Source organism: Streptomyces sp. BF23-19 (assembly GCF_041106355.1).
Lineage (GTDB): Bacteria > Actinomycetota > Actinomycetes > Streptomycetales > Streptomycetaceae > Streptomyces > Streptomyces virginiae_A.
Map to the genome: position 1 here is coordinate 40372 of NZ_JBGBPT010000048.1, position 20113 is coordinate 60484.

At 71.3% G+C, this 20113-nt stretch carries 22 protein-coding genes; 13 read left to right on the forward strand and 9 right to left on the reverse strand.

The features are described 5' to 3' along the window. Nucleotides 1-74 precede the first annotated feature (74 nt). The 3 genes from AB8A24_RS25480 to AB8A24_RS25490 form a co-directional block, all read right to left on the reverse strand. Nucleotides 75-665 carry an N-acetylmuramoyl-L-alanine amidase gene (locus tag AB8A24_RS25480; protein ID WP_328961738.1) on the reverse strand — a complete coding sequence of 197 codons (591 nt, stop codon included), beginning with the start codon at nucleotides 663-665 and terminating at the stop codon, nucleotides 75-77. Nucleotides 666-793: 128 nt separating this feature from the next. After that, entirely contained in the window at nucleotides 794-1990 is a 1197-nt protein-coding gene (locus AB8A24_RS25485; protein WP_328961737.1) for a globin domain-containing protein, read from the reverse strand. Nucleotides 1991-2130: 140 nt separating this feature from the next. Beyond that, nucleotides 2131-2595, reverse strand: a complete 465-nt coding sequence (locus AB8A24_RS25490) for an Rrf2 family transcriptional regulator (RefSeq protein ID WP_369477745.1) — start codon at nucleotides 2593-2595, stop codon at nucleotides 2131-2133. Between the two features lie 249 nt (nucleotides 2596-2844). Here AB8A24_RS25490 and AB8A24_RS25495 point away from each other — a divergent pair, with 249 nt between their 5' ends. The 5 genes from AB8A24_RS25495 (at nucleotide 2845) to AB8A24_RS25515 (ending at nucleotide 7034) form a co-directional block, all read left to right on the forward strand. After that, entirely contained in the window at nucleotides 2845-4251 is a 1407-nt protein-coding gene (locus tag AB8A24_RS25495; RefSeq protein WP_328961735.1) for a family 2B encapsulin nanocompartment shell protein, read from the forward strand. Then, nucleotides 4248-5300 carry a family 2 encapsulin nanocompartment cargo protein polyprenyl transferase gene (locus tag AB8A24_RS25500; protein WP_328965856.1) on the forward strand — a complete coding sequence of 351 codons (1053 nt, stop codon included), beginning with the start codon at nucleotides 4248-4250 and terminating at the stop codon, nucleotides 5298-5300. The genes AB8A24_RS25495 and AB8A24_RS25500 overlap by 4 nt, the downstream gene beginning before the upstream one ends. 139 nt (nucleotides 5301-5439) lie before the next feature. After that, the gene (locus AB8A24_RS25505; protein WP_328961734.1) at nucleotides 5440-6033 is read left to right on the forward strand and encodes a GNAT family N-acetyltransferase; all 594 of its coding nucleotides are present in this window, start codon (nucleotides 5440-5442) and stop codon (nucleotides 6031-6033) included. 173 nt (nucleotides 6034-6206) lie between these two features. Further along, on the forward strand, nucleotides 6207-6794 hold the full coding sequence (locus AB8A24_RS25510; RefSeq protein ID WP_328961733.1) for a dihydrofolate reductase family protein: 588 nt from the start codon (nucleotides 6207-6209) through the stop codon (nucleotides 6792-6794). 36 nt (nucleotides 6795-6830) lie between these two features. Next, nucleotides 6831-7034 (forward strand): hypothetical protein, encoded by a 204-nt coding sequence (locus AB8A24_RS25515; protein WP_328961732.1) that lies wholly within the window; start codon nucleotides 6831-6833, stop codon nucleotides 7032-7034. 1 nt (nucleotide 7035) lies between these two features. Here the strand turns inward: AB8A24_RS25515 and snpA are convergent, their stop codons facing one another. Next, nucleotides 7036-7704 (reverse strand): snapalysin, encoded by a 669-nt coding sequence (gene snpA, locus AB8A24_RS25520; RefSeq protein ID WP_030711546.1) that lies wholly within the window; start codon nucleotides 7702-7704, stop codon nucleotides 7036-7038. Between the two features lie 209 nt (nucleotides 7705-7913). Between snpA and AB8A24_RS25525 the strand changes: the two genes are divergently transcribed. From AB8A24_RS25525 to AB8A24_RS25535, 3 genes are all read left to right on the forward strand, one after another. Further along, a complete protein-coding gene (locus AB8A24_RS25525) occupies nucleotides 7914-8849 on the forward strand; it encodes a LysR family transcriptional regulator (protein WP_030711543.1) in 936 nt (311 codons plus the stop codon). A gap of 126 nt (nucleotides 8850-8975) precedes the next feature. Further along, on the forward strand, nucleotides 8976-9602 hold the full coding sequence (locus AB8A24_RS25530; protein WP_328961731.1) for an RNA polymerase sigma factor: 627 nt from the start codon (nucleotides 8976-8978) through the stop codon (nucleotides 9600-9602). Further along, nucleotides 9599-10723 (forward strand): CU044_5270 family protein, encoded by a 1125-nt coding sequence (locus AB8A24_RS25535; RefSeq protein WP_328961730.1) that lies wholly within the window; start codon nucleotides 9599-9601, stop codon nucleotides 10721-10723. The genes AB8A24_RS25530 and AB8A24_RS25535 overlap by 4 nt, the downstream gene beginning before the upstream one ends. 33 nt (nucleotides 10724-10756) lie before the next feature. Here AB8A24_RS25535 and AB8A24_RS25540 read toward each other — a convergent pair whose 3' ends face one another. Continuing rightward, nucleotides 10757-11566, reverse strand: coding sequence for a hypothetical protein (locus AB8A24_RS25540; RefSeq protein ID WP_328965855.1), 810 nt, complete (start codon nucleotides 11564-11566; stop codon nucleotides 10757-10759). 154 nt (nucleotides 11567-11720) lie between these two features. Here AB8A24_RS25540 and AB8A24_RS25545 point away from each other — a divergent pair, with 154 nt between their 5' ends. Beyond that, the gene (locus AB8A24_RS25545; protein ID WP_369477746.1) at nucleotides 11721-12665 is read left to right on the forward strand and encodes a DUF4097 domain-containing protein; all 945 of its coding nucleotides are present in this window, start codon (nucleotides 11721-11723) and stop codon (nucleotides 12663-12665) included. Between the two features lies 1 nt (nucleotide 12666). After that, the gene (locus AB8A24_RS25550) at nucleotides 12667-13560 is read left to right on the forward strand and encodes a helix-turn-helix transcriptional regulator (RefSeq protein WP_328961728.1); all 894 of its coding nucleotides are present in this window, start codon (nucleotides 12667-12669) and stop codon (nucleotides 13558-13560) included. 147 nt (nucleotides 13561-13707) lie between these two features. Here the strand turns inward: AB8A24_RS25550 and AB8A24_RS25555 are convergent, their stop codons facing one another. The 4 genes from AB8A24_RS25555 to AB8A24_RS25570 form a co-directional block, all read right to left on the reverse strand. Next, nucleotides 13708-14280, reverse strand: coding sequence for a Clp protease N-terminal domain-containing protein (locus AB8A24_RS25555; protein WP_369477747.1), 573 nt, complete (start codon nucleotides 14278-14280; stop codon nucleotides 13708-13710). Further along, nucleotides 14280-14489: a helix-turn-helix domain-containing protein gene (locus AB8A24_RS25560; protein ID WP_369477748.1), complete on the reverse strand. Its 210-nt coding sequence runs from the start codon at nucleotides 14487-14489 to the stop codon at nucleotides 14280-14282. The genes AB8A24_RS25555 and AB8A24_RS25560 overlap by 1 nt, the downstream gene beginning before the upstream one ends. 58 nt (nucleotides 14490-14547) lie before the next feature. Next, complete coding sequence (locus AB8A24_RS25565; RefSeq protein ID WP_030764417.1) at nucleotides 14548-15510, reverse strand: quinone oxidoreductase; 963 nt, start codon at nucleotides 15508-15510, stop codon at nucleotides 14548-14550. A 152-nt stretch (nucleotides 15511-15662) separates the two neighbouring features. After that, complete coding sequence (locus AB8A24_RS25570) at nucleotides 15663-16853, reverse strand: NADP-dependent malic enzyme (protein ID WP_328965854.1); 1191 nt, start codon at nucleotides 16851-16853, stop codon at nucleotides 15663-15665. 538 nt (nucleotides 16854-17391) lie between these two features. On the opposite strand from AB8A24_RS25570, the gene AB8A24_RS25575 reads away from it, so the two are divergent. The 3 genes from AB8A24_RS25575 (at nucleotide 17392) to AB8A24_RS25585 (ending at nucleotide 20099) form a co-directional block, all read left to right on the forward strand. Continuing rightward, nucleotides 17392-18354 (forward strand): ABC transporter substrate-binding protein, encoded by a 963-nt coding sequence (locus AB8A24_RS25575; protein WP_328961726.1) that lies wholly within the window; start codon nucleotides 17392-17394, stop codon nucleotides 18352-18354. Nucleotides 18355-18465: 111 nt separating this feature from the next. Further along, on the forward strand, nucleotides 18466-19335 hold the full coding sequence (locus AB8A24_RS25580) for an amino acid ABC transporter permease (RefSeq protein WP_266384757.1): 870 nt from the start codon (nucleotides 18466-18468) through the stop codon (nucleotides 19333-19335). After that, complete coding sequence (locus AB8A24_RS25585; RefSeq protein ID WP_030009417.1) at nucleotides 19335-20099, forward strand: amino acid ABC transporter ATP-binding protein; 765 nt, start codon at nucleotides 19335-19337, stop codon at nucleotides 20097-20099. Before AB8A24_RS25580 ends, AB8A24_RS25585 begins: the two co-directional genes overlap by 1 nt. Nucleotides 20100-20113 lie beyond the last annotated feature (14 nt).

Genomic DNA, 20113 nt, shown 5'->3' on the forward strand with positions numbered 1-20113 from the left:
GCCGGCCTGGGGAGGACGGCCTGGGGAGGACGGCCTGGGGAGGACGGCCCGGAGCCGCCGGCCACGGGGGCCGGCTACTTCAGGCGTTCGCCGACGCGGGCGCGCATGGCGTCCATCGTGAAGCCCCTGGGGTCGACCTTGCCCGGCTGCCACTCGCGATGGCCGATCACCGAGCGCTCCGTCCAGCGGTGGATGCGGCAGATCGCCGCCGAGGCGCGGGCGATGGCGTCGAGCTGGACCGCCGGCCAGGGGTCCACGCCGTCGCCGAGGTTCTCGCACTCGAAGCCGTAGAAGTGGCGGTTGCCGTCGGTGTCCGTCTCGTTGTCCGGCGGCAGCCGCTTCTCGGCGATCACCGCAGCCAGGACGTCGGAGTCGCCCGCGCCCGCGTGGTTGGCGCGGCCGTAGCCCACGAGGTGGACCCGCCCGTCCTTGGCGATCACGCCGTGGCAGAGCGGGCCGGGCAGGGCGCTGTGGCCCTCCCGGCAGAGCTCGACGGTGTACGCGGTACCCCGGGTGACGGTGTGGTGGATCATCACCCCGTGCACCGGCCCCCAGGGGCCCTTGTGGTTGCGGTTGTGGGTGCGCCAGGCGCCGACTTCGACGACGGTCAGGCCCTCGTTGCGCAGTGCGTTGATGAAACGGTCCGCGGACATGGGTGCGGCCATGGCCGCCTCCTTCGTTGCGGTGCGCGACGGACACCCTGTGTGTCCGTATCGTCACTCTCCGGTTTAGTGGAGGCATCCCTTCCACGGCTAGTGCGTTCGTACGGCGAGCGAGCCGATCCGGCCACGGATCAGGCCGATGCGAGCCACAGGTCCGGGCCGAAGACCTCGTAGTGGATGTCGGCGGCCGGCAGCCCCTTGGCGATCAGCTGCTCGCGCACCGACCGCATGAAGGGGAGCGGTCCGCACAGGTAGGCCCGGGTGCCCGGGGCGAGGGGGACGGTCGAGAGGTCCATGCGGCCCTCGTCGTCGCCCGGCTCCGCCGCCTCCTCGTACCAGAACCGGGCCGAGGCGTCGGCCAGTTTGTGGGTCAGTGCCCGGTGGTCGCCCCGCAGCGGGTGGTCGGCGGGGGAGCGGTCGGCGTGCAGCACGGTCACCGGGGCGGTGTGCCCGGTGTCGGCCAGGTGCTCCAGCATCGAGAGCATCGGGGTGCAGCCGATCCCGGCCGAGGCGAGCAGCACCGGTGCGGCCGAGTCCGCCAGTACCAGGTCGCCGTACGGGGCCGAGACCCGCAGGGTGTCGCCGGTGCGGATCCGGGCGTGCAGGTGGTTGGAGACCTCGCCGTCGGGGCCCGCGGCGGCCGGCCCGTGGACCCGCTTGACGGTGATCGCGCGCACCGCGGAACCGGGGGAGGTGATGAGGCTGTACTGGCGGATCTGGCGGGCGCCGTCCGGGAGCTCGACCTGGACCGAGACGTACTGGCCGGGCCGGTGGGTGGGCGCCGGGGCGCCGTCCGCGGGGGCGATCCGGAAGGTGGTGCAGTCCGCCGTCTCCTCCGCCCGGCCGGTGACGGTCCACTCGCGCCACACGTCGCCGGCGACCACCCGCCGCTCGGCGTAGAGCCGTTCCTCCAGGGTGATCAGGGCGTTCGCCATCAGCCAGTAGACCTCGTCCCAGGCGTGGGCGACCTCGGGGGTGACGGCCTCGCCGAGGACCTCGGCGATCGCCGCGAAGAGGTGCTCGTGGACGACCGCGTACTGCTCGCGGGTGACGCCGAGGCTGGCGTGCTTGTGGGCGATGCGGCCGAGCATCACGTCGGGGCGGGTGTCCGGGTGGGCGAGCAGGTGGGTCGCGAAGGCGGCGACGGAGCCCGCGAGGGCCTGCTGCTGGAGGCCGGAGCGCTGGTTGCCCCGGTTGAAGAGGTCGCGGATCAGTGCCGGGTGGGCCGCGAAGAGCTTGGTGTAGAAGAGCTCGGCTATGTCGCCGATCGCCGCCCCGACGGCGGGCAGGGTGGCTCGTACGGTCGCGCTCGACTTCTCGGACAGCATGCGGAACTCCTCGCGTGATGGACGTGACTGTGTGAATTTGCATCTAAGATGCGTATTTTCGATCGCAGAGGACCGCCGGAAGGCGGACTTCTGTTCGAGCTCCCGCCGGGTCGCGGCGAGAATCGGCCGGCCCCGAGGGGTCAGGGACCCCCAAGCCCCCCGGACCCGGTCGGCGCCCTGCTCGAAATGCCCAGCAGGAGCGGTCCCGTCGGGGATGCCACCAGGTCGTTCACCGTGAGCGGGTCCAGTGCGGCGAAGAAGGCCTCCTGGGCCCGGCGCAGCGCGCCGCGCAGTACGCAGGCGCCGCGCAGCGGGCACGGGGTGGTGCCCTCGCACTCCACGACGTCGCCCTCGCCCTCCAGCTCGCGCACCACCGCGCCGACCGGCGCGGCGCGCCCGGCGGCGGTCAGGGCGAGCCCGCCGCCACGACCGCGCCGGGCCTCGACCAGGCCGAGATGCTGCAGCCTGGCGACCACTTTGGCGGTGTGCGTGTAGGGGACCTCCATGGTCGCCGCCACGTCACGGGTGGTCGGGAGGTCCGTGTCCTCGACGGCCAGGCGCATCAGGACGCGCAGTGCCAGGTCGGTGAATCGGGTCAGCCGCATGGGGACACCGTAGGTAAATTTGCATATCCGATGCAAGTTAGGCCTCTCGAGCCGCGCCCCGGGCGTCTCGCGCGTGGCCGAAACCGATGGGGTGTGTGGGGCTGGGGTGGCTCATGAGGGGGATGGGTGACCCCAAAGGGTGCCCCGCACCCACACGGAGTAGTCCCACCCTTTTGTGTAATGGTCCCACCACGTTCCGTACTGAAAGGCTGCTCCCGCAGATCCATGGAGTGATCGAAAGGGAAAGACATGTCGGTCCAGGCAGGTTCCGAGTCCGAGGCCCAGACACCGCAGCGCAGTCTTGGGACGACGGCCGCACGGAACTTGGCAACCACGACCAAGTCCGCGCCGCAGATGCAGGAGATCACCTCGCGGTGGCTCCTGAAGATGCTGCCGTGGGTGTCGGTGCAGGGCGGCACGTACCGCGTCAACCGCAGGCTCAGCTACTCGGTCGGCAACGGCGTCGTGGAGTTCATCAAGACCGGCACCCAGGTCCAGGTGATCCCGGCCGAGCTCGGCGAGCTCCCACTGCTGCGCGACTACGAGGACCTCGACGTCCTCGGTGAACTCGCCCAGCGGTGCCGGCAGATCGACTTCGAACCCGGCCAGGAGCTCACCTCCTTCGGCAGCCCCGCCGACCAGGTCTTCCTGCTCGCCCACGGCCGCGTCGACCAGATCGGGCCCGGCCCCTACGGGGAGGACGCCGTCCTGGCGACCGTCGCCGACGGCGCGTACTTCGGTGACGACTCCCTCGTCGATGAAGAATCGATTTGGGAGTACACCGCCCGCGCCGCCACCTCCGGCACCGCGCTCACCCTGTCCCGCCAGGACTTCCAGCTCCTCGCCGACCGCGTCGACTCGCTGCGCGAGCACGTCGAGGACGTACGGACCCGACCCGACCGGGAGACCAACAAGTACGGCGAGGCCGCGATCGAGCTCTCCGCCGGCCACCACGGCGAGGCCGTCCTCCCCGGCACCTTCGTGGACTACGAGGCCCGCCCGCGCGAGTACGAACTCTCCATTGCACAAACGGTCCTGCGGGTGCACAGCCGCGTCGCCGACCTCTACAACCACCCGATGAACCAGACCGAGCAGCAGTTGCGGCTCACGGTCGAGGCGCTGCGCGAGCGCCAGGAGCACGAGATGCTCAACAACCGCGACTTCGGCCTGCTCCACAACGCCGACTACGACCAGCGCATCCAGCCGCACGACGGCGCGCCCAGCCCCGACGACATGGACCAGCTGCTCAGCATGCGGCGCGGCTCCAAGCTGTTCCTGGCGCACCCCAAGGCGATCGCCGCCTTCGGCCGCGAGTGCAACAAGCGCGGGATCTACCCGGAGTCGGTGGACATCGGCGGCAACCGGGTGCCTGCCTGGCGCGGGGTGCCGATCTTCCCCAGCAACAAGATCCCGATCAGCGACGCCCGCACCACGTCCATCCTGTGCATGCGCACCGGCGAGGACGAGCAGGGCGTGATCGGCCTGCACCAGCCGGGCATCCCGGACGAGATCGAGCCGAGCCTGTCGGTCCGGTTCATGGGCATCAGCGAGCAGGCGATCATCTCCTACCTGGTCACCGCCTACTTCTCCGCCGCGGTGCTGGTTCCGGACGCGCTCGGCGTGCTGGAGAACGTCGAGATCGGCCGCTGGCGCTGACCGCCGTGAACGCCATCGCGACCGGTGAGGGCCAGGACGCCGCGGCCCTGCTGGAACGGACGAGAGAAGCGGTCGACCCGCAGCTGCGCCGCACGGTGGAGAGCCTGCCGGGTCAGATGCGGCGCGTGGCGATGTACCACTTCGGCTGGGAGCACCAGGACGGCAGCCCCGCCGCGGGCGGGGCCGGGAAGGCCATCCGGCCGGCCCTGGTGCTGGCCGCCGCCCAGGCCCTGCGCGGTCCCGGGGCCGGCCCGGTCGAAGAGGCCGTACGGGCGGCGGCGGCCGTGGAGCTGGCGCACAACTTCACGCTGCTGCACGACGACATCATCGACAAGGACGTCCGGCGGCGCGGGCGGCCCACGGCCTGGACCGTCTTCGGGACGCCGGACGCCATCATCACGGGCGACGCGATGATGGCGCTCGCGCTGCGGCTGCTCGCGGAGGATCCGCATCCGGCCGCCGCGGCGGCCTCGGCCCGCCTCGCGGCCTGCGTCATCGAGCTGTGCGCGGGCCAGCAGGCGGACTGCGCCTTCGAGCAGCGCCCGGAGGTCTCGCTCGACGAGTGCCTGGCCATGGCCACGGCCAAGACGGGGGCGCTCCTGGGCTGCGCCTGCGCGCTGGGCGCCCTGTACGCGGGGGCCGGCCCGGACGGGGTCGACGCCATGGACGCCTTCGGGCGGGAGGCCGGTCTGGCCTTCCAGCTGATCGACGACCTGATCGGCATCTGGGGGGACCCGGGGCACACCGGCAAGCCCGCCGGGGCCGACCTGATCGCCCGCAAGAAGTCCCTCCCGGTCGTGGCCGCCCTCACCTCGGGCACCGCGGCGGGCAAGGAGCTGGCCGAGCTGTACGCCGGCCCCATGACCGGGGACGACGTACGCCGAGCGGCCGACGCGGTGGACCGGGCCGGCGGGCGCGACTGGGCGCAGGCGCAGGCCGCCGACCGGATGGGACGCGCGGTCCAGCAGCTGTCCCGGGCCGTACCGGACCTCGGGGCGGCGGGCGGGCTGTTGGCGCTCGCGGAGTTCGTGACGCGCCGTACGAGGTGAGCCCGAGGGGGGCGAAGTAGGCGGAAGGGGTTCGAGGCCTGTTCCGGTACCGCACGGTGCCGGAACGGGCCTTACCGCATTCCTGTGCCAACTCTAGGATCACTCGCGGTTGTTGACAGGCGAGTGAAGGGTGTGACCAGTGGCACTGGAGATACGTCAGGCGGATCGGTCGGACCGGGACGCGGTGGCGCGGCTGCTCGACGAGGCCTTCCGCACCGACCCGGTGAGCAGCTGGGTCTTCCCGGACCCGGAGCACCGGGCCGCGGTGCACGGGAAGTTCCTGGGCGTCTTCGTGGACGTGGCGCTGGAGGAGGGCCGGATCGACTACGCCGCCGACGGCTCGGCGGCCGCGCTGTGGCTGCGGATCCCGGCGGGTGACCAGGAGGGGGAGGACGAGGTCCCGGCCCGGATGCGGGCCGTGGCGGACCCGGACAACGAGCGGTGCGAGCTGGTGGGGCGCCTGACGGGCGCGGTGCACCCGACGGCCGAGGAGCACGAGTACCTGCTGATGATCGCGGTCGCCCCGGGCCGGCAGGGGCAGGGGCTCGGCAGCGAGCTGATCGCGCCGGTGCTGGAGCGCTGCGACCGCGAGGGCGTGCCGGCGTACCTGGAGGCGAGCAGCGAGCGCAGCAAGGGTCTGTACGAACGGCTCGGCTGGGAGTTCACGGGAGAGGCGGTGCGACTTCCGGACGGGCCGCTGATGTGGCCGATGTGGCGCAAGCCGCGCGGCTGAGGGCCGCGCGGGGCCTTTCCGGGAGGCGAGGCCCTTCCGGGAGGCGAGGCCCTTCCGGGAGGTGAGGCCCTTCCGGAAGGCGAGGGACGCGAGGGCTTGCGTAACCACTACAGCCGAAGTACTTTACTCGACGTGCCCCGGTGCGGTGGCACTGCCCAGTGGAAGAGAATCGCTTGCGCAAGCTCACGTACTTCATCGCCACGTCCGTCGACGGGTTCATCGGGGCCCCGAACGGCGACGGCGATTTCTTCTACAGCCACCTCGACGCCGAGTTCGTCGGTCACCTGGCGGCTGAATACCCCGAGACCATCTCGGCCCAGGCACGCGTCCAGCTCGGGATCGCCGACGCGGCGCCCCAGCGCTTCGACGCGGTGATCATGGGCCGCAACACCTACGAGCCGGGCCTGAAGCAGGGCATGACCAGCCCCTACGGCCACCTGCCCGAGCAGTACGTCGTCTCGGGCTCCCTCGCCACCCCGCCGGACCCGCAGGTCCGGCTGATCAGCGGCGACCTCGCGGCGCAGGTCCGCGAGCTGAAGGCCCGGGACGGTCTCGGCATCTGGCTCTGCGGCGGAGCGGACCTCGCCACCCAGCTGATCGACGAGATCGACGAGATCATCGTCAAGACCTACCCGGTCTTCGCGGGCACCGGTATGCCGATGTCCCGCGCCGGCTTCGACGTGCGCCTCCTGGAGCTCACCGGGGTCAAGACCTTCGGCGGCGGCCAGATCATCAGCACGTACGCCGTCCGCGAGAGCTGACCCGCCGAACGCACGGAACCGGCCTACCGTGGAGGTATGGCCGGTGAACAGCAGCACCACACGCACGAGACCGTGGCCCCGCAGGCCGGGCACGAACAGCAGACGTGCCCGGCGTGCGGACGCCGCGTCGACACAGTGGTCAGGCGGCGCAAGTCCCTCGGGATCTTCGTTCCGGTGTGGGGTCGGGGTCCCTGCCGGAACCCCGACTGCCGTGACTACTCGGACCCCGAGGAGCGGTGACTCAGCCCTTGGTGGCGAGGTCCTTCGCGCCCAGGCCCGAGGCGAAGCCGTTGGCCCAGAGCTGGTTGACGCGCGACCGCTCGGCGGAGTTCGGGTTGGCGTTCGTGCACGACGTGCCCGGGCCGCCACCCGACATCAGCTCGCTGCACGGGCCCGAGTAGTGGTCCGGCAGACCCAGCACGTGGCCGGTCTCGTGCGCCGTCACCCGGGTGGAGTTGTACTGCTGGTTCTGCCGGTAGTCCAGGAAGATGTATCCCCGGCCGTGCCCGTCCGTGCTCGCGTACGAGCCACGTGAGTCGTTGCCCTCGCGGTACGAGAAGTTCCCGCCCGAGGACACCTCCTGCAGCTTGACGTTGGACACCGAGCTGTTCCAGATCTGCGTGGAGCGGGCTATCTGGCTGCGGAAGCTGGGGGCACTGCGGGTGTTGTACGTGACGGTCACGGCCAGAACGCCGGGGTTGGCGGCGCGCTGCTCGGCGACCGAGCGCTGCACGGCCTCGAAGAAGGCCGCGTTGGCGGCCTCGTTCTCCGGCGAACGCTCGTACGCGGCGTAGCTCACGGCGTTTCCGACGGGAGCGGGCGCGGCGGTGGCGGTGGGGACGACACCAAGGGTGGCGGCGAGGCCGAGGCCGACGGTCGTGGCCAGCATGGCCTTACGGGAGTGGCGCATGTGGGGGAGCTCCTACTCGTCCGGTGCGGTGGGGGGTGGTCTTTCGAACCGGAGTCTGCGGGAGCACAAGTGCCCGGCGGATGATGTCACTCCCCGATAACGCGGACCTATCGGCAAGTTTTCGGCAGCCCAACAAGCGTGAGAATGGCGGGATTCGGGGGGCTATCGGTGGCTGGTGCGGTCCGCAGGGACCGGCCTACCCTCGGGTCATGGAGCTTGAGGTCAGGCATCTGCGCGCACTGTGCGCCATCGCCGACGCCGGAAGCCTGCACAAGGCCGCCCGGCAACTCGGCGTGAGCCAGCCCTCCCTGACGACCCAGTTGCGCCGCATCGAGCGGGCCCTCGACGGCGAGCTGTTCCTGCGCGAGCGGACCGGCTGCCGCCCCACCCCCTTCGGTCGGACCGTGCTGGGCCGGGCCCGCCCGCTCCTCGCCGAGATGGCCGCGCTGGTCGCGGAGGCCCGCGAACTGGCCCACGCCTCGCGGCTGCGCATCGGCTCGACCGCCAGCAGCGCGCTGCCGGGCTGGCTGCGGCGGATCCACCGGCGGCTTCCGGACACCGAGACCTCGCTGGTGGTGGACGTCTCCGCCAACGCGCTGCTCCGGATGGTCGCCGCGGGACAGCTGGACGTGGCGTTCGTGCACGAGGTGGAGGGCAGCCCGCTACGGGTGCCACCGGGGCTGCAGGTGCGCGTACTCATGGAACGGGAACCGCAGTTCGTGTCGATGTCCCGGGACCATCCGGCCGCCGGGCAGGCGGTGGTCTCCTTACGGGACCTGGCCGCCGACCGCTGGATGGTCGACCCCTCGGTCGACGGCGAGTGGGACGGCCTGCGCCGGGTCTTCGCCGGAGCCGGACTCGATCCGCCGGTGCTGCACGCCGACTACCACACAGCCGCCTCGTTGATCATCTCCGGTGAGGCGGTCGCCCCCTGCCAGCCGACCTCCGGGCCGCGCGAGGACATGGCGATCCGGCCGCTCTGCGGGGACCCGCTCGCCGTACGCCTGCTGCTGGCCACCCGACCCGGCGCGCACGCGGAGGTCTACGAGGACCTGCGCGCCGCCTATCGCGAGGCCGCCCTGCGGACGCCCCCGTACCGAGCCTGGCTGCACCACCACGCGAGCCCCCTGCTGGAGGTGGCGTAGCCTCGCGGGCCCAGAGGGCTTCCGGAACGGCCCAGGGGCGGCGGCCGACCGCTCCGCGGTGGACGTGACGCGGGTCACGGGAACTCCACCCCGGGTGCCGGACAGCTGACAGGAGTGACCACAGAGATGCGAACCCGGGTGCGGTCCGGGGATCCGGACGCCTATGCGGAGCTGTTCGACAGCTACGCGCGCACCCTCTACAACCATGCCTTCCGGATGACCGGCGACTGGGCCGCCGCGGAGGACGTCATGTCCGCCGCCTTCCTGGAGGCGTGGCGGCTGCGCGGCACGATCGACCCCGAGGGCGGCTCCTTGCGGCCCTGGCTGCTGGGCATCGCCACCAACCTCGCCCGCAACCACTGCCGCAGCAATCGGCGCTATCGGGCCGCTGCCGCCGCCACGGCGGCGGCCGGTGCCGTATCCGTGCCCGACCATGCCGAGGAGGTGGCCGGCCGCCTCGACGACAGGCGGCGGATCGAGGCCACGCTCGGGCAGTTGAGCGCGCTGCGCGGACCCGAGCGAGAAGTGCTCCTGCTGTGCCTGGGCGAGGGCCTGGAGTACGCCGAAGCCGCCCAGGTCCTCGGCATCCCGGTCGGAACCGTCCGGTCCAGACTGTCCCGGGCCCGTACGAAGCTACGCAAACTCGCTGAAACAGAACTGAAGAAGAAAAAGCGGGAACCCGCGGCTCGGCCCCGACAGACATATGGCGACCGCACGAACACGGTCCGGTCCGCACAGGAAGGAACCCGATGAACCCCGACCTCTCCCGGCCCCGCCCGGCCGGCGGGGAGGAGCACCCGCTCCTCCTGCCGTTCGCCGAACGGGAACTGCCCGCGGGCCGCCACCAGTTCCACAAGGAGCGCCTGATGGCCCAGATCCACGAAGACCTCCGCGCCGCCGACGTCCCCACCCCCGCCCCGGCCGGCCCCGCCCGTGCGGGCCGCTCGCGCAACCCGTTCCCGCGCCGGGCGTTCTTCGTGCCCGCCGCGGCCTTCGCCCTGGCCGGCGCGCTCGCCGTCGGCTTCCTCTCCTACGTGGACCGGGGCGCCGCGGACGGACCCGGCTCCACGATGGCCACGGGCCCGGCGCTCACCACCCGGATCGGCGCCGCCGACCCCCAGGGGACGCCACAGCTCCTGGACCGCATCTCCCTGGCCTCCTCCGCCGCCTCGGCCTCCGGCCCGGCGGTGCGAGCGGACCAGTTCATCTACATCGGGAGCAAGACGGCCAACACCTACGTGAAGACCGTCGGCGACAAGAGCACCCTGGTCAGCGAAGAACTGCACATGCGCCACCAGTGGAACTCCCCGGACGGCACGAAGGGCTGGCTGATCGAGCCCGGTAACACCGGCCCGGAGGGCGTGACCCTGGCCGGGCCCGACGAGAAGGGCAACACTCCGACGCCCTACCTCAACGCGCCCACGTACGACTACCTCGCGGGGCTCCCCACCGACCCCGACGTGCTGCTGAAGCGGATCTACCAGGAGACCCAGGGCCACGGCCGCGGCCCCGACCAGGAGGCGTTCACCACGATCGGCGACCTGCTGCGCGGCAGCTATCCGCCGGCCGAGCTCACGGCCGCGCTGTACAAGGCCGCGGCGAAGATCCCCGGCGTGGTGACGGTGGACGAGGCGGTCGACGCCGCGGGCCGCAGCGGGATCGCGGTCGCCCGACTCGACGAGCACTCCGGTCAGCGCGAAGAGTGGATCTTCGACAGCCAGACCCTCACCTTCCTGGGCGAGCGCAGCGTCCAGGTGCAGGGCGAGTCCGGCGAGCAGGGCCTGATCAAGCCCGGCACGGTCGTGTCCACCAGCGCCGTCATGAACCGGACGGTCGTCGACCGGATCAAGGAGCTGCCGACCGCGGCCCGCTGACCACCCACCCGGCGTCCGGGCCCGGTGCGCTCCTCAGCGTCGGGCCCGGGCCCGGTCGTACGCCAGGGCCGCGGTCCCCTGCGCGAGCAGGACCGCGCCCGCCGTCGCCCACCCCGGGCTGCGGCGGTGGGCCGCCCAGGCCAGCAGGGGTGCTCCCGCCGCCACTTGGGCCGTGCCCAGCAGCCGGGCCCGCGGGCCGCGGACCCACGGGCCCAGCGGGCCCCGTTCCGCCGCGTCGAGTTCGGCCCGTACCGCGTCGCGCCAGCCCGACCACTCCAGCGGTTCCACTCCGGGCGCCACCCGGGCCGCGGCCCGCAGCCGGTCGGCCGACTCGCCCGGGGCGAGCCCGGGCGGCAGTGCCAGTCCGGCACGCGTGAGCAGCGCGACCAGCGCGAGCAGCCGGGCCTCCCCGTCCACGGCGGGGTCGGCGTCCGCACGGGTGAGGCGCTCCAGTTCCGCCAGGTCGAGCACGGGGTCCAGGCCGAGCCGCGCCGACAGGGCCCGCATGGCATCGGGCTCGCCGGACGGACTCCCGGCCGCGTCCCACGCGTGGGCGACGGTCCGCCGGAACCCGCCGGCCAGGGCGAATCCGGCCCGGCCGGCCTCCCACCACAGGCTCAGCACCGGCCAGGTGGTGCCCGTCGCGAGCGCCGAGCCCCAGTCGGTGAGGACCTCCGCCACGGTCTCGGGGCCGTCCCGCCAGGGCTTGTCCTCGGGGACGAGCACGCTCCACCCGCCCGCCGGGGCGAGCAGCAGGCGCACGCGCAACAGGTGTGCCGGGGGCCGGACGGCAAGGGGTTCGGCGCGGCAGAGCAGCATTCCGCCGGTCGCGGCCCTGGATATTGACATGCCCACACAATAGTGCAAAACGGACCGATCGGCGGGGTTCCGGCAGGGCGCTTGACTTCCCTCAACCGCGATATATCGTGTTAACAGAAGACGCGATATGTTGCGTGCGTCGAGCCCGGTCCGTGAACGCACGAGGAGGATCAGCACCATGGCAGAGCAGTCGCCCGAGTCGTCGTCGCCGACGACGTGGCACTTCGCCGAAGCGCAGAAGCTCACCTTCGAGGAGCCGGTGACCGAGCTCCGCGTCCGCCTCGTGAGCGGCACGGTGAACGTGGTCGCCGCCGAGGAGGGGCCGGCCCGCCTGGAGGTGACCGAGGTGGACGGACCGCCGCTGTACGTCGTACAGGACGGCGGCACGCTGACCGTCTCCTACGAGGACCTGCCCTGGAACGGCTCCCAGGGCCTCAAGCAGTGGTTCGAGACCAAGCCCTGGAAGGCCTGGGCCGGTTCCGCCTCGGGCCGCAAGGCCTGGGAGCGCAGCGTCGCGATCACCCTCACCGTGCCCGCCGCCACTCAGGTCCACGTGGCAGCGGTCGGCGCCGCCGTCTTCGTCTCCGGCATCTCCGGCGGTACGGACGTCAACGGGGTCTCCGGCGATGCCACGCTGGTCGGGCTGTCCGGCCGGGTCAGGGCGCACACCGTGTCCGGCAGCGTCGAGGCCCAGTCCGTCTCCGGCGAGTTCGGCTTCCACTCCGTCTCCGGCGGCCTGACGGTGGTCGACGGCTCGGGCGGCAACGTACGGGCCGACTCGGTCAGCGGTGACATGCTCATCGACCTCGCCGCGGACCCGGCCGCCCCCGAGCCGGTGGACATCTTCCTCAACTCCGTCTCCGGGCAGGTCGCGATCCGCCTCCCGCACCCCGCCGACGCCAAGGTCGAGGCCAACACCGCCACCGGCCGCGTCTCCAACGCCTTCGAGGACCTGCGGGTCTCGGGGCAGATGGGCGCCAAGCGGATCACCGGAACTCTAGGCTCCGGCGCGGGCACCCTGCGGGCGACCACGGTCTCCGGCTCGATCGCGCTGTTGCGTCGTCCGCAGGCCGACGCCGAGGGCCCCGCGGCCCCCCTCACGCTCGACAAGAAGGTGCTCTGACATGCCGCCCGTCTTCGCCCACGGCCGACTCCGCCTGTACCTCCTCAAGTTGCTGGACGAGGCCCCGCGTCACGGGTACGAGGTGATCCGCCTGCTGGAGGAGCGCTTCCAGGGCCTGTACGCGCCCTCCGCGGGCACCGTGTACCCGCGACTGGCGAAGCTGGAGGCCGAGGGCCTGGTCACGCACGCCACCGAGGGCGGGCGCAAGGTGTACTCGATCACCGACGCCGGCCGGGCCGAACTGGCCGACCGCGGCGGCGAACTGGCCGACCTGGAACTGGAGATCCGCGACTCGGTGACCGAACTCGCCGCCGAGATCCGTGACGACGTCCGGGGCGCGGCCGGTGACCTGCGTCGCGAGATGCGGGCCGCGGCCTCGGCCTCGGCGACCCGGGTCGAGGACGAGTCCTGGAAGGCCGCCAAGGAGGACCTGCGCAAGGCGCGGCAGGAGTGGAAGGAACAGGCGCGCCGGGCGAAGGACGAGAGCCGCCGCGCCCGTGAGGAGGCGCAGCAGGCCCGCCGCCAGGCCAAGGAGGCCCAGGAGCGGGCCCGCGAGGAGGTCCAGCGCATCGCGGGCCAGCTGCAGGAGCAGTTCGCCAAGTCCGGCGGAGTCCTGGGCAGCCTGGCGGGAGCCTGGCTCGGCGGTGCGCCTGCCGCGGGCTCGGCCGATGCCTCGGCGGCGGCGGACGCGGATCGGGCTTCGGAGTGGGCCGCGGATCTGACGGCCACCGGTGAGCCGGCCCGTGACCTCGACCGGCTGCTCGACCGTTTCCGCGACGAGGTGCGCGACGCGGCCCGGGACCGGGGGGTGACCTCGGCCCAGGTGGCCGAGGCCCGCCGGCACCTCGAAGCCGCACGCGGCCGACTGGGAACCACGTTCGGGGTCACGTCGTAGCCCACCTGCGACACCGCTGCCGGGGCGCCGCCCCGGACCCCGCGCCTCAAACGCCGGCGAGGCTGGAGGGACCTCGCGCCTCGAACGCCGGCGGGGCGGGAGGGTGGGCGCCGCCCCGGAGTCCGTGCCCGGGCGGGGCGTGGGTGGTCAGGCGGCCAGGGTTGTTTCGGCGGTGTTGTAGGTGACGCCGTGGTCCGACAGGACCTCGGCGACGGTGCCGGGGCGGGAGAGCAGGGCCAGGAGCAGGTGCAGGGTGCCGATGTGGTTGTCCTTGCGGCCCAGGGCGATCCGTAGGGACTGCTCCAGCACCTTCTTCGACCCCTCGGCGAAGGGGACGTGGTGGCTGCCGGTGCGGTCGCCCGTGTCCGCTCGGCCGAGGGCGGAGCGGAGCGAGGCGCCCAGGGTCCGCCTGCGGGGCGCCGGGGTCGCGAGGACGCCCTCTCCGTGGGTCTCCTCGATGCGCGAGACGATCTCGGTGAGGTCGATGCCGAGCCCGGCCAGCGCCTCCTCGTCGGCCCGGGACATGCCGCCCCGACGGCGGGCGGCCGTGAGGTCGGCGGCCACCGCCGTGCGATCCACGCCGAGCGGGTCCAGGGTGCCCAGGGCCAGCAGGGAGAGCAGCAGGTGTTCCTCGGTGACGGTGGCGGCCCCGCTCCGGCGGGCCTCGGTCACCGCCCCGGTCACGGTCGACCGGGCGTCGCGGGTGAAGCGTTCGAACATCAGAGCCTCCCGTATTTCTTGTGCACGGCCTGCCGGCTGACGCCCAGCTCGGCCGCGATCTCCTGCCAGGACCAACCCTGCGCGCGGGCGCTGCGTACCTGTACGGCCTCCAGCTGCTCCAGCAGCCTGCGAAGGGCGGCCACGGCATGCAGGCCCACGCGCGGGTCACGGTCACCGGCCCGCTCGGCGAGATCAGTGGCTTCGGTCATGGATGTCAATGTAGGTTGACGAGAGAGGTTCGTCAACCTCAGTTGACATCCAAGAGGGTCAGGGGGTGAGGACGATCTTTCCGAAGAGGTCGCCCGACGCGAGCTTCTCGAACCCCTCCCGCGCCCGGTCCAGCGGCAGCACCTCGTCGATCACCGGCCGCAGCCCGGTGGTCGCGCAGAAGGCGAGGAGGTCCTCCAGCTCGTCCTTCGAGCCCATCGTCGAGCCGACCACCTTCAGCTCCAGGAAGAAGATCCGGGTCAGCTCGGCGTGCGCGGGGCGGTCGCCGCTGGTGGCGCCGGAGATCACCAGGGTGCCGCCCGGGCGCAGGGACTTCACGGAGTGCGACCAGGTGGCCGCGCCCACCGTCTCGATCACCGCGTCCACCCGCTGCGGCAGCCGCGCGCCCGGCTCGAAGGCCTCCACGGCGCCCAGCTCCACGGCCCGCTTGCGCTTGGCCTCGTCCCGGCTCGTGGCGAAGACCCGCAGGCCGGCCGCCTTGCCGAGGGCGATCGCGGCGGTCGCGACACCCCCGCCGGCGCCCTGCACCAGGACGGAGTCCCCGGGGCGGACCCCGGCGTTGGTGAACAGCATCCGGTACGCCGTCAGCCAGGCCGTCGGAAGGCAGGCGGCCTCCTCGAAGGTCAGCTCCGCGGGCTTGCGCAGCACGTTCCAGGCGGGGACGGTCACCTGCTCGGCGAAGGTCCCCTGGTAGCGCTCGGTCAGGATCGAGCGCGGCTCGTCCGGGCCGACCCCGTGACCGCTCTGGCCGATCACGGAGTGCAGGACGACCTCGTTGCCGTCCTGGTCGATCCCGGCGGCGTCGCAGCCGAGGATCATCGGGAGTCTTTCCTCGCCGAGGCCGACCCCGCGCAGCGACCACAGGTCGTGGTGGTTGAGGGAGGCGGCCTTGACGTTCACGGTCACCCAGCCGGGCCGGGCCTCGGGGGCCGGGCGGTCGCCCAGCTCAAGGCCGTTCAGCGGCTGGTCACGGTCGATTCGGGCGGCGTAGGCAGCGAACATGCGGCGACGCTACCGCTCGGTAGGGCCGGGTTCCAGACCTCCCGCGACCGCACGGGTGAGGCCTTCGTCGCACCCGTGCGGTGACGGGGAAACGCAGAGGCCCGACCGGAGGGATCCGGTCGGGCCTCTGCGCGTACTGCTCAGCTCCGGTCTCAGACCAGGCGGGCCACTCCGTCGACCTTGGCCGCGGCGGCCACGGCCGTGGCGACGGCCTCGGCCACGCGCTCGTCGAACGGCGACGGGATCACGTAGTCGGCGGCGAGCTCGTCACCCACGACGCCGGCGATGGCGTCGGCGGCGGCGATCTTCATGCCCTCGGTGATCCGGGTGGCGCGCACCTTGAGGGCGCCCGCGAAGATGCCCGGGAACGCCAGCACGTTGTTGATCTGGTTGGGGAAGTCCGAACGGCCCGTGGCCACGACCGCCGCGTACTTGTGCGCGACGTCCGGGTGGACCTCCGGGTTCGGGTTGGCCATGGCGAAGACGAACGCGTCCTTCGCCATCGAGGCCACCGCCTCCTCCGGCACCGTACCGCCGGAGACGCCGATGAAGACGTCCGCACCGTTCAGCGCGGTCTCCAGGGAGCCCGTCTGGCCGGTCTTGTTGGTCAGGCTCGCGATCTCCGCCTTGACGTCCGTCAGGTCGTCGCGGTCCGCGGACACGACGCCCTTGCGGTCGGTGACGCAGACGTCGCCGATGCCCGCGTCCACGAGGATCTTGGCGATGGCGATACCGGCCGCGCCCGCACCCGAGATCACGGCGCGCAGGTCGCCGAGGGTGCGACCCGTCAGCTTCGCGGCGTTGCGCAGCGCGGCGAGCGTCACGATGGCCGTGCCGTGCTGGTCGTCGTGGAAGATCGGGATGTCCAGCGCCTCCTGGAGGCGGCGCTCGATCTCGAAGCAGCGAGGCGCCGAGATGTCCTCGAGGTTCACGCCGCCGAAGGACGGGGCGAGACGGATGACCGTCTCGATGATCTCGTCCGTGTCCTTGGTGGCGAGCGCGATCGGAACCGCGTCGACGCCACCGAACTGCTTGAAGAGGATGGCCTTGCCCTCCATGACCGGGAGGGAGGCTTCGGGACCGATGTCACCGAGTCCGAGCACGGCCGTACCGTCGGTGACGACGGCGACCACGTTGGACTTCCAGGTGTACTCGTTCACCAGCTCCGGCTGCTCGGCGATGGCGCTGCAGACCTTCGCCACGCCGGGCGTGTAGGCGAGGGAGAGGTCATCCTTGTTGGTGACCGGCACTGTGGCCTGGATGGCCATCTTGCCGCCCCGGTGCAGCGCGAACACCGCGTCCGGGTTGTTGTCCGTGACGCTGTCACTGCGAGGGTTGAAGATTTCCGCTGCCACTTCGTGTGACCCCTTAAGTCCTTTGAATCGTTGAGGGTGGCCACTCCTGGTTAAGGGGTGGGCGGGCACCGCGTCCGTACTCCGCGTCAACGGTTGGCCCGTCTCCGCGAAGGGGAGGTTCGTACGCGCGGGCGCGCCGCACGCGCGCCCTGAGCCCCGGATGAGGGGTGTAAGGATCTGTTCTACCCGAAGAACGCTCGCCCAGACGAGTCGATTCCCGCTCAACTGTAGGCCCCTTGCCCGGCTTTTGGCGAAAAGTCCAAACCTTGCCGTCCAGTGGGCGAGACGCTCCGTAGAAACTGCGGCAGAACCAGCAGGTCACAGCAGTATCTGCGGCATCGAACCCTGTTCCCCGCAGTCCTGTTGGGCTACCCCGGGCGCCCGTTATGCGATTTTGACCTGACGGGCACCCTGAATGTCTCAGTCCGAATGGCAAGATGCCGTAATCACACAAGGTCGCGACACTCGATGGTGCGTGTCCGACCGTTTTTCGTTGCTTTTCCACCAGCGCCGGAGGAACCAAGCCATGACCGCTAGCACCACCCGTCGTACGACCGCCGCACGGTCCCGGATCGCCGCGGTCGGCGCGATCGCGGTCGCGGGCACCCTGATCCTCACCGGCTGTGGTGACCAGACCGACAAGGCCTCCGGCACCCCGTCGGGCGCGGCCGCCAACAGCAGCGCTCCGCTCTTCTCCAAGCTCCCGAAGAAGGTCCAGGACGCCGGTGTCATCAAGGTCGGCACGGACGCCACCTACGCGCCGATGGAGTTCACCGAGGGCGGCAAGATCGTCGGTGTCGACCCCGACGTGGCGGCGGCCATGGCCAAGCAGCTCGGCGTGCAGTTCAAGTTCGAGTCCGGCACCTTCGACACGCTGATCGGCAGCATGCAGACGGGCCGGAGCGACCTGGTCATGTCCTCCCTCACCGACACCAAGGCCCGTCAGGAGGGCCTGGACGACAAGGGCGCCAAGACCGGTGCCGGTGTCGACTTCGTCGACTACTTCTCCTCCTCGACCGGCATCCTGGTCAAGAAGGGCAACCCCCAGGGCATCAAGACCCTCGACGACCTGTGCGGCAAGACGGTCGCCGTGCAGCGCGGCACCACGTACGAGGACTCGGCCAAGACCCAGGCCGAGAAGTGCAAGACGGACGGCAAGGGCGAGCTCAAGGTCGAGTCCTTCCCGACCGATGCCGAGGCCCAGACCCGCGTGAAGGCCGGCGGCGCCGCCGCGGACCTGAACGACTCCCCGGTCGCCGCGTACATCGCGCAGACCGCCGGTGGCGGCAACGACTTCGAGGCCATCGCCAACCCGACCGACGCCGGTCTCTTCGGCATCGCGGTGGACAAGAAGAACACCCAGCTGCGCGACGCGCTCAAGGAAGCCCTTGACGCGGTCATCAAGGACGGCACCTACAAGGCCGCCCTGGACAAGTGGAACGCGGGCTCCGGCGCCGTGACCGAGGCCAAGATCAACGCCGGTTCCTGATCTCCGCGTACCGCCGCAGCACACTGAAGGGCAGTCACTGTGACTGACAAGCTCGACAAGGTCCCGGGCCCGGCGGACACCCCGCCGGCCGGGGCCGTCCCCCCCGAGGCCATCAAGGCCATCCCGGTGCGCCACTACGGCCGCTGGATCAGCGCCGTGGTCGTCATCGGCCTGGTCGTGGCGCTCGCCGTCGCCTTCTCGCAGGGCAACGTGCGCTGGGCCACCGTGCCGGAGAAGCTGTTCGACCCGACGATCCTCCGCGGTGTCGTCAACACGGTCTGGATCAGCATCACCTCGATGGCCCTGGGCCTGGTCCTCGGTATCCTCTTCGCCGTCATGCGGCTCTCGAAGAACCCGGTGACCAGCACCATCGCCTGGTTCTACATCTGGCTGTTCCGTGGCACCCCGGTGTACGTGCAGCTGTTGATCTGGTTCAACCTCGCCCTGATCTTCCCGATCCTCAACCTCGGGTTCTACAAGGACGAGATGACCCAGGTCATGACGCCCTTCCTGGCCGCCCTGCTGGGTCTCGGCCTGAACGAGGGCGCCTACATGGCGGAGATCGTCCGCGCCGGCATCCAGTCGGTCGACGAGGGCCAGACCGAGGCCTCGCACGCGCTCGGCATGACCCGCACGCAGACGATGCGCCGCGTCGTGCTGCCGCAGGCCATGCGGGTGATCGTGCCGCCGTCGGGCAACGAGTTCATCAACATGCTCAAGACCTCGTCGCTCGTGGTCGCCGTGCAGTACTTCGACCTGCTGCGCGCGGCCCAGGACATCGCCTCGACCTCGTTCGCGGTGATGGAGATGTTCTTCGTCGCGTCGATCTGGTACCTCGCCCTGACCAGCGTGTTCAGCGTCGGCCAGTACTACCTGGAGCGCCGTTACGCCCGTGGCGCGCTCCGCTCGCTGCCGCCGACGCCGCTGCAGAAGATCAAGGCGAAACTGTCCAGCTTCTCGAACCGCAAGGCGGTGGCCTGATGACGACTGCCATGGTGAAGGCCGAGGGCGTCCACAAGTCCTACGGTGCGGCGCACATCCTCAAGGGCATCGACCTGGAGGTCGCCCCGCGTGAGGTGTTCTGCCTGGTCGGCCCGTCCGGCTCCGGCAAGTCGACCTTCCTGCGGTGCATCAACCACCTGGAACAGGTCAACGCGGGACGGCTCTACGTCGACGGCCAGCTGGTGGGCTACCGCCAGAAGGGCGACAAGCTCTACGAGCTGAAGGACAGCGAGGTCGCGGCCCAGCGCCGGGACATCGGCATGGTCTTCCAGCGCTTCAACCTCTTCCCGCACATGACGGCCATCGAGAACGTCATGGAAGCCCCGGTCATGGTCAAGGGCGAGTCCAAGGCGGTGGCGCGCGAGCGCGCCGTCAAGCTCCTGGACCGCGTGGGCCTCGGCGACAAGGGCGGGAACTACCCCACCCAGCTCTCCGGCGGCCAGCAGCAGCGCGTGGCCATCGCCCGCGCGCTCGCCATGGAGCCGAAGCTGATGCTCTTCGACGAGCCCACCTCGGCGCTCGACCCGGAGCTGGTCGGTGACGTCCTCGACGTCATGCGGGACCTCGCCGAATCGGGCATGACCATGATCGTGGTCACGCACGAGATGGGCTTCGCCCGCGAGGTCGGCGACAACCTCGTCTTCATGGACGGCGGCGTCGTCGTGGAGTCCGGCCACCCCCGCGACGTCCTGGGCAACCCCCAGCACGACCGCACGAAGGCCTTCCTCTCGAAGGTGCTGTAGCTCCGACAGGTGCT

Excerpts from the sequence above, each read along its gene's own strand:
- AB8A24_RS25535 (WP_328961730.1), top strand. The coding sequence starts at position 9,599 with ATGAACCCCGACCTCTCCCGGCCCCGCCCGGCCGGCGGGGAGGAGCAC.
- AB8A24_RS25575 (WP_328961726.1), top strand. The coding sequence starts at position 17,392 with ATGACCGCTAGCACCACCCGTCGTACGACCGCCGCACGGTCCCGGATC.
- snpA (WP_030711546.1), bottom strand. The coding sequence starts at position 7,704 with ATGCGCCACTCCCGTAAGGCCATGCTGGCCACGACCGTCGGCCTCGGC.
- AB8A24_RS25485 (WP_328961737.1), bottom strand. The coding sequence starts at position 1,990 with ATGCTGTCCGAGAAGTCGAGCGCGACCGTACGAGCCACCCTGCCCGCC.
- AB8A24_RS25495 (WP_328961735.1), top strand. The coding sequence starts at position 2,845 with ATGTCGGTCCAGGCAGGTTCCGAGTCCGAGGCCCAGACACCGCAGCGC.
- AB8A24_RS25515 (WP_328961732.1), top strand. The coding sequence starts at position 6,831 with ATGGCCGGTGAACAGCAGCACCACACGCACGAGACCGTGGCCCCGCAG.
- AB8A24_RS25560 (WP_369477748.1), bottom strand. The coding sequence starts at position 14,489 with ATGACCGAAGCCACTGATCTCGCCGAGCGGGCCGGTGACCGTGACCCG.
- AB8A24_RS25565 (WP_030764417.1), bottom strand. The coding sequence starts at position 15,510 with ATGTTCGCTGCCTACGCCGCCCGAATCGACCGTGACCAGCCGCTGAAC.
- AB8A24_RS25480 (WP_328961738.1), bottom strand. The coding sequence starts at position 665 with ATGGCCGCACCCATGTCCGCGGACCGTTTCATCAACGCACTGCGCAAC.
- AB8A24_RS25490 (WP_369477745.1), bottom strand. The coding sequence starts at position 2,595 with ATGCGGCTGACCCGATTCACCGACCTGGCACTGCGCGTCCTGATGCGC.
- AB8A24_RS25555 (WP_369477747.1), bottom strand. The coding sequence starts at position 14,280 with ATGTTCGAACGCTTCACCCGCGACGCCCGGTCGACCGTGACCGGGGCG.
- AB8A24_RS25585 (WP_030009417.1), top strand. The coding sequence starts at position 19,335 with ATGACGACTGCCATGGTGAAGGCCGAGGGCGTCCACAAGTCCTACGGT.
- AB8A24_RS25550 (WP_328961728.1), top strand. The coding sequence starts at position 12,667 with ATGCCGCCCGTCTTCGCCCACGGCCGACTCCGCCTGTACCTCCTCAAG.
- AB8A24_RS25525 (WP_030711543.1), top strand. The coding sequence starts at position 7,914 with ATGGAGCTTGAGGTCAGGCATCTGCGCGCACTGTGCGCCATCGCCGAC.
- AB8A24_RS25545 (WP_369477746.1), top strand. The coding sequence starts at position 11,721 with ATGGCAGAGCAGTCGCCCGAGTCGTCGTCGCCGACGACGTGGCACTTC.
- AB8A24_RS25530 (WP_328961731.1), top strand. The coding sequence starts at position 8,976 with ATGCGAACCCGGGTGCGGTCCGGGGATCCGGACGCCTATGCGGAGCTG.